At 46.0% G+C, this 11,156-nt stretch carries 9 protein-coding genes; 2 read left to right on the plus strand and 7 right to left on the minus strand.

Annotation, left to right across the window (positions count from 1 at the left end; all coding sequences use genetic code 11):
* Nucleotides 1–45: 45 nt before the first annotated feature.
* The 3 genes from ACSSS3_RS18110 to ACSSS3_RS18120 form a co-directional block, all read right to left on the minus strand.
* Nucleotides 46–717, minus strand: a complete 672-nt coding sequence (locus ACSSS3_RS18110; protein ID WP_442845819.1) for a hypothetical protein — start codon at nt 715–717, stop codon at nt 46–48.
* A 61-nt stretch (nt 718–778) separates the two neighbouring features.
* Nucleotides 779–1,348, minus strand: a complete 570-nt coding sequence (locus ACSSS3_RS18115) for a hypothetical protein (RefSeq protein ID WP_442845820.1) — start codon at nt 1,346–1,348, stop codon at nt 779–781.
* A gap of 13 nt (nt 1,349–1,361) precedes the next feature.
* Nucleotides 1,362–2,900, minus strand: a complete 1,539-nt coding sequence (locus ACSSS3_RS18120) for a YifB family Mg chelatase-like AAA ATPase (protein WP_442845821.1) — start codon at nt 2,898–2,900, stop codon at nt 1,362–1,364.
* Between the two features lie 157 nt (nt 2,901–3,057).
* On the opposite strand from ACSSS3_RS18120, the gene ACSSS3_RS18125 reads away from it, so the two are divergent.
* Nucleotides 3,058–3,549: a VOC family protein gene (locus ACSSS3_RS18125; protein WP_442845822.1), complete on the plus strand. Its 492-nt coding sequence runs from the start codon at nt 3,058–3,060 to the stop codon at nt 3,547–3,549.
* Here the strand turns inward: ACSSS3_RS18125 and ACSSS3_RS18130 are convergent.
* The gene (locus ACSSS3_RS18130) at nt 3,546–5,288 is read right to left on the minus strand and encodes an FAD/NAD(P)-binding protein (protein WP_442845823.1); all 1,743 of its coding nucleotides are present in this window, start codon (nt 5,286–5,288) and stop codon (nt 3,546–3,548) included. The genes ACSSS3_RS18125 and ACSSS3_RS18130 overlap by 4 nt on opposite strands.
* 133 nt (nt 5,289–5,421) lie before the next feature.
* Between ACSSS3_RS18130 and ACSSS3_RS18135 the strand changes: the two genes are divergently transcribed.
* Nucleotides 5,422–6,276 (plus strand): MIP/aquaporin family protein, encoded by an 855-nt coding sequence (locus ACSSS3_RS18135; RefSeq protein ID WP_442845824.1) that lies wholly within the window; start codon nt 5,422–5,424, stop codon nt 6,274–6,276.
* An 11-nt stretch (nt 6,277–6,287) separates the two neighbouring features.
* Here ACSSS3_RS18135 and ACSSS3_RS18140 read toward each other — a convergent pair whose 3' ends face one another.
* The 3 genes from ACSSS3_RS18140 to ACSSS3_RS18150 form a co-directional block, all read right to left on the minus strand.
* On the minus strand, nt 6,288–8,168 hold the full coding sequence (locus ACSSS3_RS18140; RefSeq protein WP_442845825.1) for an alpha-amylase family glycosyl hydrolase: 1,881 nt from the start codon (nt 8,166–8,168) through the stop codon (nt 6,288–6,290).
* 4 nt (nt 8,169–8,172) lie between these two features.
* Nucleotides 8,173–10,026 carry a glycoside hydrolase family 13 protein gene (locus ACSSS3_RS18145; RefSeq protein ID WP_442845826.1) on the minus strand — a complete coding sequence of 618 codons (1,854 nt, stop codon included), beginning with the start codon at nt 10,024–10,026 and terminating at the stop codon, nt 8,173–8,175.
* Between the two features lie 96 nt (nt 10,027–10,122).
* Entirely contained in the window at nt 10,123–11,148 is a 1,026-nt protein-coding gene (locus ACSSS3_RS18150) for a LacI family DNA-binding transcriptional regulator (RefSeq protein WP_442845827.1), read from the minus strand.
* Between the last annotated feature and the right edge of the window lie 8 nt (nt 11,149–11,156).

Genomic DNA, 11,156 nt, shown 5'->3' on the forward strand with positions numbered 1-11,156 from the left:
AAGATTGCGTTTCAGTTTTCTATCGACTGAAATTCGAAAAAGGAATCAGGCCTTAGTATGAATGCGGTCTAAATCTTCCTGCGAAACAACTCTAAAGGAAAACTTGTAGCCTTCAAAAATCGCCAGACCGTAAAACAGCAAATCCATAACACTAAAGGTTTCGCCCATAAGCTGCGGCAAATAACTGTAGTCGAAATACAAAATGGCATTCACAAGGCTTACATCCATTTCATTGGCAACAAATCCCAAAATACTCAGAATATTTCCCAGCAAAACCGATAAGAACGCGAGCGCTCCGCCCCAATACCCAAAAATCTGACTGATCCCTTTGCCTACCAGACGTATGGTATAACCTACTCCGGCTCCGATGGCCACAGCCATATAACCTATCTGAAAACCGGTCATCACACTGATGGTTCCCCAAAGAATAGCGCCAACCAGACCAACCGTGGCACCCATAACAATCGCCGGAATCAGATTTTCTTCTTCTTTGAGTTCTTTTAAATCCTCTTCTGAAAGTTTCTGGTGTATTTGATCTATGGTTAAGGCTTCAGATTGAATGGCCAGAGCCTGAACCTCCGGATCTTCCTGAAAATCCCCACAGGTTCCTTCAAAATCTGCTTTTCGGTCGGTAAGACTGCATAAAATTCCGGTTTGTAAATCCATTTTTCGGTTGGTGCATTTCTTGCAAAACGCCAATTGTGCATCACGTGTCATTGATATAGTATAAATAATTAATAATTCTTCATTTGCTTATTAGCCCAAAAATCGATTTCCTTCAAAAAATTAAAGAATGAATCCATTGAAACAGAAATAAATCGAATAAGATCAGAGTAACTGTTACAACGCCAAAAATTAGCGGAAACAACTCATCTAAAATGTTTGTATATTTTTTGTATGAATAAGATTCAATCTTTGACCTAAGTATTTCTCTTTCTTTTAGAATTTTTTTTACTTTCTTCTGATGAATTCGGTGTTTCTTTTTTTCAGCTTCTGACAATAAATCTTTTTTCTCTAAATACATTTTATTTAGAACCCCAGCTTCAGAAATGAAATCTCGATAAAATTGAGAGTCGGAACCAAAATAAGGGTCATCCAGTTTTCTTTTTATATCTTGATATCTTTCGTCATTAAGTCTTATCCAAAAGGCTATCAAATAGAATACTATTAATAAAACAAGGAATACTTGGATTACATCAACATCTGAAATCGGAATTTCAAAACCTAAAAGTTTTATCATTCCTGTATAATACTGTTTCATAGAAGTCAAAAAGAGTAACGATATACACGATACTAGAAGAGATTTCCTGACAGACTTTAGATCATTAAATTCAAAATTTTCTTTCATAGATTAAATTTTACTAGCCCAACCACCCATCCCGATCCAGACTTCGGTATTGTATGGCTTCGCTGATATGATGCCCGGCGATATTTTCGGCGGCTTCCAGATCGGCAATGGTGCGGGCCACTTTTAAAATACGGTCGTAGGCCCGGGCAGATAGGTTGAGTTTTTCCATCGCGTTTTTAAGCAGGCTTTTGGAGTGCTCATCGAGTGCGCAGTATTTGCGAATCTGTTTGACGCTCATCTGTGCGTTGTAGTGTATGCTTTCGCTTTCACGAAAACGTTCCGTTTGCAGTTTACGGGCTTCGGTCACCCGCTTGCGTATGTCGATGCTGCTTTCGGCCTTACGCTCGTCTGAAAGTTTATCAAAAGGTACCGGCGTCACTTCAATATGAATATCAATCCGGTCTAAAAGCGGTCCGCTCACCTTGCTCAGATAGCGCTGCATCTCTGCCGGAGTGCTGGTCACCGGCGCGCCGGGATCGTTAAAATAGCCGCCCGGACTGGGGTTCATACTGGCTACTAACATAAAACTACTGGGATAGGTCACGGTAAATTTGGCTCTGGATATGGTCACTTCGCGGTCTTCCAGCGGCTGCCGCATCACCTCCAGCACGGTACGCTTAAACTCAGGCAACTCGTCCAGAAACAACACACCATTATGCGCCAGCGAAATTTCCCCCGGCTGCGGATACGCCCCACCGCCTACGAGGGCGACGTCGCTAATGGTGTGATGCGGACTCCTAAACGGGCGGTGTGCCATCAGGCCTACGTTTTCGCGCATACGCCCCGAAACACTATGAATCTTGGTCGTTTCAAGCGCCTCGCGCAAAGTCATTGGCGGCAAAATGGAAGGCAGGCGTTTGGCCAGCATCGTCTTACCGGCTCCCGGCGGACCTATTAAGATGATGTTATGTCCGCCCGCAGCAGCGATTTCCATACAGCGTTTGATGGACTCCTGCCCTTTTACATCGGCGAAATCAAAATCGGGATGCTCCAGGGCGTTGAAGAATTCGCTTCGGGTATCTACGATGGTGCGCTCCAGCGGTGCACCGGTATCAAAATGATCAATGACCTGCGCGATGGAGTCGATTCCATACACTTCAAGGTCTTTTACGATCGCTGCTTCTTTGGCGTTTTGGCTGGGCAGTAGGAACTTTTTAAAACCTTCTTCCTGAGCCTTAATCGCAATGGGCAAAGCGCCGCGTATGGGTTGCAGGCTTCCGTCGAGCGAAAGCTCGCCCATAATGATGTATTCGTCTAAATGTTCGGCTTTGATTTGATCACTGGCAACCAGAATCCCGACGGCGAGGGTAAGATCGTAGGCACTGCCTTCCTTACGCATATCGGCCGGAGCCATATTGAGCGTGATTTTTTTACCCGGAATTTTATAACCGTTGTTTTGAAGGGCCGCCGCGATGCGGTAATTGCTTTCCTTAATAGCATTATCGGGCAAACCCACCAGGTGATAGCCTATTCCCTTATCGATATTGACCTCGACGGTAATCGTGGTTGCCTCTACCCCAAAAACAGCCGAGCCATACACTTTTGTAAGCATAGTGATCCGTTAGTTCGCCATCCGGGTAGGGCCTTCGGCTTTTTATTTGGGTTGGAAATTAACTGAAAAACAGCATATATAAAAGGGAATCGCCGGTATTATTTAACATTTTATTTAGATTAAACCTGCATAGTGTATTTTTGACAAAAATTTAGTTATGGCTGACTCCTACTCCATTCCGACATCGACCCGCATTGGTCACGTGCATTTAAAAGTTTCTGATCTGGAACGCGCGCTTCAGTTTTATCACGGGATTTTGGGTTTTGAAATCATACAGCGTTTAGGCGATGCCGCTGCCTTTATTTCGGCCGGGGGCTATCATCATCATATAGGTCTCAATACCTGGCAAAGTAAAGGCGGAAGTGCTCCGCCGCAGCATAGCACCGGGCTTTTCCATACCGCAATCGTCTATCCCACCCGTAAGGATTTGGCACAAATACTCAAACGCCTTTTGGAAAATGGAATACAATTAACGGGCGCGGCAGATCACGGTGTTTCTGAAGCGCTCTACCTGAATGATCCCGATGAAAATGGCGTGGAATTGTATTGGGATCGTCCCCGGGAAGACTGGCCTCGTGATGAAGCCGGAGAGATCGAGATGTACACCCACAGACTTGACCTGAACAATCTACTGCAGGAACTGTCTTAATCCCGCATTCGCGAAAGTACGCCTGCGGCCCATTTGTTTGCGGGTTTACCGAAACACTCAATCAGATCGTCTACGCCAATTACACTGCCTTTTGCCAAACGGCCCAATAAAGCTATGGGCTGATGCGTGTTGCCAGCTTTACTGATGATACGACCATCTTCAAGCGTATGCAAACCCAGTTTGTAATTTACCGGACTCACTTTCTTATCGGCGATCAGGTTTTGAATCAGGGGACTGCTTACCTTCAGCAGTTGTGGCGGGTCTACAACCGAATTAACCATGACATCAGCAGTAACCGATTTTCCATTTTTATACACTTTCCAGCCTGATGGGACCTCTTCAATCTGCGGATTATCCACAAAATCGAGTTGTAGCACTCCGGCTTCCACCAAAGCGATCAATTGTTGCACACTGGCGATGGGCGGCCCGTAGGAATAGCGTTTACTGGCTTCAATGTACTTTACCATATCTACCATGGCCGCATCCCCAAAATCAAAATGCGTAAACTCGTGGTATAAAATACCGAGTGCATAGCGCCATACCTGACCCAGGCAATAATCAAGACTGATTTTCTCGCGGCCGCAAGCCATATCGAGGAGGGCATTTAAAGCTTCAATCGCCGGTATGTCGTGACTTAAAAGCAATTCGTGCTGAAGCTTTTTCGGTTGCCGAATAAGACTCTCGGTGAGTTTAGCAAGCTCGTGTTTGTCTAAAGTTGTAGGTCTGGCTTTGGTTTTTAAATTCAGATAAACCGAAGCGGTCATTTCGCCCAAAGCTTCGATTAAAAAGGAGGCGTCATTGATTTGATCCGGATGCTGGTTTGCCTCCTCAATTTGGGTTTTAAACCGCAGCATACTTTCCGCTGAAGGTTCAAACCAGCCATCAATCTTGGCGTTTTTAGGCTTTGGTGCCGGCGGCAAGCCATCCAGAGAAAATGCAATCAAAGTTTTCGGCGCCTGCTCTGAAGCAGCATACTGAAAACGGTCCGCATCGGGTATTTCGGTAAAGCTTCCGCCAAAACCCAGCGTCAGGGCGCGCATCTGGTCTACCATAGACAGACCAAAACCCCGCATCGCAACAAGGGTTTCGGGTGTGATGGCTTCGGTTTCCAAAGCACCTACAGGATAGGGATCCTTATACAAGAGAAGCTCGTGCTCACGGGCGTGCGCTTCCCAACTTTGCAATTGGTCTGAATCGTAAACCGGCTGATGCCCTATAGTCAGGACGGTTTCGGCTACCTCATATTGCGTACCCTCCGCGTCCGTAAGCAAACAACCTGTTGCCGTCGTTTCGACCGAAGCGATTGCCTTTTGCAGGCATTCCGCAAGACCGGCATCTGCCAAAACACGGGCAATGCTTTCCAAACGTGCATTTAAATAAGCTCCTATTTTTGACCGGGACGGAAAGTGATCTTTTTCCTGCGGATTGTGATTTTCGGGATAGTTGATCCATTCGCGGTAGGATTGAAAAGCAGGAATGTACAAGCCATCCAAGCGGATTTCAGGTCTGCCTGCAAGTCCGTTTGCCAGATGCCGCTCGTGAATATTCGAAAGATTTGTGGCCACCTGCTCCGGTGACCAGATCTGACCCGCCCCAAAATGCGCGGAAGCCTCAAAAAGCAGGAGCTTTGGGATTTTTGGTACAGCAGCATCCTGCAATGCCAGAAATAGGGCTTCAAGTGCGGCAAGACCGCGAGGTCCAATCCCAACAATTGCAATACTTTGATTTTTTTTGGTCATAACTAGTGGTTCAGGTCAGCGGCAATAGCGACTTACGGGACATTGCAAAGTTACGACTCAGGCTGCAAGCCCTACATTTCTAGTCATAAGCTTGTCTTAAATCTAAATCTTTTGCCAGAAACTGTATCTTTAAATGCGTAAAACAGCGATCGCCGAGATCGTTTCTAAAGTATGCTTTCTTATGATTACCAGCCGCGAATTAATTGGTGAAATACTGGGAACTTTTGTCCTGATTATTTTTGGTCTGAGTGCCGGCGCTGTCGCCGTTTTATTCGGCGGATACCAAAGTATTATGCAAATAGGCATTGCCTGGGGAATTTCGGTGATGCTGGCCGTTTACCTTACCCGCCATCTTTCTAATGCGCACATCAACCCGGCCGTAACCCTGGCTATGGTAATCAGCGGACGCATGCCTGCAAAAAAGCTGCTTCCCTACTGGTTTGCACAGGTTTTGGGTGCTTTTTTGGGCGGCCTGATGCTGTATTTCTTATTTAACCCGTCTATACAGGCTTTTGAGGAAAGTGAAGGCATTGTGCGGGGTACCTACGAAAGCGTCACTACTGCAAAAATGTTTGGAGAATTCTATATGATGCCGGGAAACACGGCAGTGGTAAACCTGCCGCTGGCGATAATCGCGGAAGCATTCGGTACTTTTTTACTGTTATTGTTTGTACTGGGCTTTACCGAAGATGCAAACGTAGGCCGTCCCCACGATACGATGGCGCCGGTTTTTATAGGCATTTCGGTAACCATAATCATTTGCCTGATCGCTCCCTTAACGCAATGCGGAATCAATCCCGCACGGGATTTTGGTCCGCGTATGGTTGCCTGGATAATGGGTTGGGGTGATGCCGCGTTCCCTGATAATTCGGGCGGATTTTTCTGGGTGTATATCTGCGGACCCTTTCTGGGCGCGGTAACCGCAGCCCTCTTTTTTGACCGTATCATGGCGCCCGCCTTACGTAAAGACGGGTCAGATACCATTTAGGCTGAAGGTTTTCAGTCTAATTTAAAAACGAAAGACTCTAACGGTTTTAGATCTACACGCATTTGGCCCTGGCCATTTTCTACTTTCAAAGTCGTTTTGGTCTCCTTGTAAAGTTGGTCGACCATCTTATAATCGCCATTCTTCAAATTCCAGGTTTCAATAATTTCCTGCGGAATCTGAAGCTCAAAACCATAGGTATCAAACGGACTAAAATTAGTTACCACAACCAGCTTATCGGTGTCAGACCAGCGTACAAAAGAATGTACCCGGTCGTTGTACCACTCGGTATTCTGGCGGTTGTGCCAGTGAATATCTGCATACTCCCCCATTATTGCAGAGTTTTGAGTACTGAAAGTCAATAAACGCCTGTAAAAGTCCCGGAGATCTTTTTCGGCGCCGGTAGATTTACCCCCGTCAAATTTTTTATCATTCACCCAGCGCACTACCGATGGCACACTGCCGTAATCAAAAATGGATGTGCGCGTAGGATCGCCAAAACCCAAGTCTTCTTTTGCAGGCTCTCCCAGTTCCTGACCAAAATAAATCATCGTGGGCGACGTGCTAATCAGTGTAGAAACCACCATCGCCGGCTTACCCTTCAGGGCATCACCTGCAAAGTCCGGACTGGCAATACGCTGCTCGTCGTGATTTTCCAGGAAATGCAGCAAATTGCGGTCTATATCCTTGTGGTAATAGATGATGGGTGCAATCTGATCTGTACTGCAATGGCCCTGCATAACCCGCTTGATGGTGTCATAAAGTTCTACCTTGTCGTAGAGGTAGTCCATCTTTCCTTTAAAAATATAATCTCTGTAAAGCGACGGATTATAGACTTCTGCCAGAAGAAACGCATCCGGATTTTTCATCTTTACAGACGAATTCAAATAACTCCAAAATTCTACAGGAACCATTTCGGCCATATCGTATCTAAAGCCGTCAACCCCTTTGGCTAACCAAAAATGAGCTATGTCTTCAAACTGTTTCCATGAAGCAGGGATTTCCTTATCCTTCCAGAAATCAGCGTGCTTCTGAGCATCCCAATCTCCAGAATCCATAGGCAATAGGTTAAAATCCTTATGCCCGTCAGGACTAATCCCGTAATTTATTTTTACCGTTTCGTACCAGTCGTTTTGATTGGGTTGTGCAGCCCGACTACCATTTCCCGTCCATTTCGCAGGAGATTCATCAAATTTCCCGTCAGCGAGTGGATGTTGATCGCCACCTAAGGGCACATATCCGTTTTGCCAGTTGGGAACTTCAAAAGCTGCACCCGGGATGTAGTAAAAATTATTGTTCTTAGCATACGCAACCGATGTATCGTCGTTTTTACCAAAAGGAACAGAACCTTTGGGCGTATTGAGGCTTTCGTATTTGCGCGCCACATGATTGGGTACTATGTCAATGATGACTTTCATTCCGGCCTCGTGGGTGCGTTTGATAAGCGCCTCAAATTCCTCCATACGCTTTGCGGGATCAACCGCCATATCGGGATCAACCTGATAGTAATCTTTCACGGCATAGGGCGAACCGGCGCGGCCTTTAACCACATCGGGATCGTCATTCGAAATTCCGTATTGGGTATAATCGGTTATTACCGCGTGATGCGGAACGCCGGTGTACCAGATGTAAGTTGTCCCCAGGTCTTTAATCGCCTGTAAAGCTTCGGGTGTAAAATCGTTAAACTTCCCTACCCCGTTTTCTTCAAGGGTTCCCCAGGGTTTATTGGTCGTGTTGGTATTTCCGAAAAGACGGGTAAACACATGATAAACGACTTCCTTTTTGGGTGCATTTTCAGTTTTCATAGTAGGTTTAGGTTCTGTAGTGTCGGTTTGATTTTGGTTTTTGCAGCTGAAAAATACAGCAAAAGCAAGCAGTAGCAGTTGTTTTTTCATAGAACTAGCGCGTTAAATTGATGATCATTGGCGTTCGCGGCATCACCGAAAGCGTATCAGTCAGCTGAAGCGCTTTTCCCGTAAGCAGTTCGAGACCCTGCTTATGCCCCGCCAGTCCTTCGGCAAAACGCTTTAAATCGAGCGTTTGCTTTTTTCTGCTCAGGTTTAAGATCACCATCACCCGGTCTCCTTCCGCATTGTAGCGGAAATAAACATATAGATTTTTATCGGGAACATACTGCAGCAGTTTACCGGTATGTACTACAGGATTGGCTTTTCGCCAGTTAAACAACTTCTTCGAAAAGTTGAAGTACTGCTCCTGATAGGCATTACGGCCGTTTTTTTCGCTTTGCGGAAGAAAGGCGTTTTGCTTGTCTGCCGGCCACCCTCCCGGAAAATCGTGCCGTATATCACCATCGCCTTTATTTTTATCGCCCTGCATGCCAATCTCACTGCCGTAGTACACCTGCGGGATCCCACGGGTGGTGCAGATAAGGCTCATCGCCAGTTTATAATCTTCAAAAGCGCCCTTTACGCGGGTGTTGAAACGCTGGGTGTCGTGATTTTCGGCAAAGACCAGAATGTTGTTGGGATTTGGATAGAATAAATCGTTTACAAAATTCTCATAGACGCGGGTGACGCCCTGATCCCATTGTTCCTCTTCCACAAATATCTTGTCTAGCGCGTCATGCAGGGTAAAATCCATCACGGTAGGTAAATGGGTGTTGTAATCCTGTAAGGCCCCTATTTTACTGTCTTTTTGCCAATAGGCGATTTGAGCGGAATCGTGTAGCCAGACCTCTCCTACGATATTAAAATTGGGGTACTCATCCATCAAAGCTTTGGTCCATTTGGCGATGCCCTGCTTGTGATTGTAACTGTAGGTATCTACCCGCAAGCCGTCTAAATCTGCATATTCAACCCACCAAATGGCGTTCTGAATGAGGTAGTTGAGCACCAGCGGATTGTTTTGATTCAAATCGGGCATTGTGGGTACAAACCAGCCTTCCTCATAGATTTTTTGATCAATTTGCGCCGCGTAGGGGTCAAATTGCGTGGTCATACGATGGTTGGTATTGGTAAACGCATCAAACTGGTGAATCCAGTCTCGCGTTGGCAAATCCTGAATAATCCAGTGTTGCAGGCCCCAATGATTGGTCACATAATCGTGAATGAGCTTCATTCCGCGTTTGTGCAATTCGGCAGAAAGCTGCACATAGTCTTCGTTGCTGCCGTAACGCGGGTCTATAGCGTAAACATCGCTCTGGGCATAGCCGTGATAGGAATAAGCCTCGTCATCATCTTCACAAAGCGGCGTACTCCAGATCGCAGTCGCGCCCAGATCTTTTAAATAATCGAGATGGTCTATGATTCCTTTGATATCGCCACCGTGACGGCCGCCGGGTTTGGTGCGATCTGCCTTTTCGACCATTCTAGGATGCGAGTCGCCTGCCGGGTTACCGTTTGCAAACCGATCGGGCATCAGTAAATAGATCAGGTCTGCATTGTCAAAACCTTTTCGCAAAGCGGAATGTTCCCGCCGTTTTTTAAAGGAATAAGGCTGTTTAATTTGTGGGCTTCCCTCCTTTTGAAAGCGGAGCTCGTAATCGCCTGCTCCGACCGAAGCACTGTTGATGGTTACAAAAAGGTAGTTGGGATTTTCGGTTTTGGTTACTTCAAGAATGGGCATTTCTGCCGAAGCTTCCACCTCGTACGAAGCGATATCCTTACCGTACACCAGAAGCTGCAAACTGTCGCGTTGCATACCTTCCCACCAGAAGGGCGGTTCAACACGTGCTATCTGAGCCTGAGCCATTACCGAAAATACTAAGAGAATACCTAAAGAAAAGTTTTTCATATACACCGTTTTACCCCAGTAGGGTTTAGACTAAAATTCGTGTGTGAAATGAAAAGTGAGCGTAAATATAAACAATTATACGTATTGCTCAGGATTTCAATTGAGGTTGGTTGAATCCCGCTCTACCAGTGAAGTGGTGATTACGGTGGTTCTGAAATTTTCCTCGGTAACGTCAGATTCTAAACGTTCTATAAGCATACCGGCAGCGGCTTTACCAATCTCAACCCCGTGCTGGTCTACCGCTGTTATACTGGGGGTTGCATACTTTAGCAATTTTCCGTCTGAGAACCCAATAATGGCAACCTCATCAGGTATAGTCTTACCGGCTTCCTGAAGCAGTTTCATCGCAATAACCGCAAAGATTTCATTTACTCCCAAAACCGCATCAAAGATTTCGTTAGTAACGAGTTGACGTATCTTATCTTCTGCTTCATCAACGTGATCTACCGTAACGATGAGCGCGTCTGCCACTGCAAGATCGTGATCGGCCAGCGCTTTTTTATAGCCCTCTTTTCGCAGATACCCTACGCTGATGTGGTCTTGTGTTGTGATCAGCGCGATGCGGCGGCATCCCTTTTCGACCAGGTGACTCACGGCAGTATAGGCTCCGCGCATATCGTCTACAATCACTTTATCGCTTATGACCTTATCGGTAACGCGATCTATCATTACCAGAGGCATTCCCTGATTTTCGACCTCAACCAGATGCTTATAGTCGTCTTTTAGCTGCGTTTCTTTAGAAAGTGAAATGATAAAACCGTCTACAATTCCGCCCTGCGCAAACATTTCCATACTGAGTACCTCTTTCTCAAAAGATTCGTTGGAAACACACACCAAAACATTATAGCCGCGTTGATGCGCCACTTCCTCAACACCTTTAAGCACTGTGGTAAAGAAGTCGTGGGTAATTTCGGGGATGATGAGAGCGATGTGTTTGGTGCGCTGATTGAGCAGGCTAACCGCAATATTATTGGGTTTATAATTGTAAAGCTTGGCAAAAGCCTGAACTTTCTGCCGGGTGTCCTCGCCTATTTCCGGGTTGTTTTTGAGCGATTTAGAGACCGTAGAGATCGAGACATCCAGTTCTTTAGCAATATCCTTTAAGGTAATTTTTCGTTTCATAGCTGCAT

This window comes from Leeuwenhoekiella sp. H156 (assembly GCF_052218455.1).
Taxonomy (GTDB): Bacteria; Bacteroidota; Bacteroidia; order Flavobacteriales; family Flavobacteriaceae; genus Leeuwenhoekiella; species Leeuwenhoekiella parthenopeia.

Coding starts and splice junctions, on each gene's coding strand:
- ACSSS3_RS18110 (WP_442845819.1), bottom strand. CDS start 717: ATGACACGTGATGCACAATTGGCGTTTTGCAAGAAATGCACCAACCGA.
- ACSSS3_RS18115 (WP_442845820.1), bottom strand. CDS start 1,348: ATGAAAGAAAATTTTGAATTTAATGATCTAAAGTCTGTCAGGAAATCT.
- ACSSS3_RS18120 (WP_442845821.1), bottom strand. CDS start 2,900: ATGCTTACAAAAGTGTATGGCTCGGCTGTTTTTGGGGTAGAGGCAACC.
- ACSSS3_RS18125 (WP_442845822.1), top strand. CDS start 3,058: ATGGCTGACTCCTACTCCATTCCGACATCGACCCGCATTGGTCACGTG.
- ACSSS3_RS18130 (WP_442845823.1), bottom strand. CDS start 5,288: ATGACCAAAAAAAATCAAAGTATTGCAATTGTTGGGATTGGACCTCGC.
- ACSSS3_RS18135 (WP_442845824.1), top strand. CDS start 5,422: ATGCGTAAAACAGCGATCGCCGAGATCGTTTCTAAAGTATGCTTTCTT.
- ACSSS3_RS18140 (WP_442845825.1), bottom strand. CDS start 8,168: ATGAAAAAACAACTGCTACTGCTTGCTTTTGCTGTATTTTTCAGCTGC.
- ACSSS3_RS18145 (WP_442845826.1), bottom strand. CDS start 10,026: ATGAAAAACTTTTCTTTAGGTATTCTCTTAGTATTTTCGGTAATGGCT.
- ACSSS3_RS18150 (WP_442845827.1), bottom strand. CDS start 11,148: ATGAAACGAAAAATTACCTTAAAGGATATTGCTAAAGAACTGGATGTC.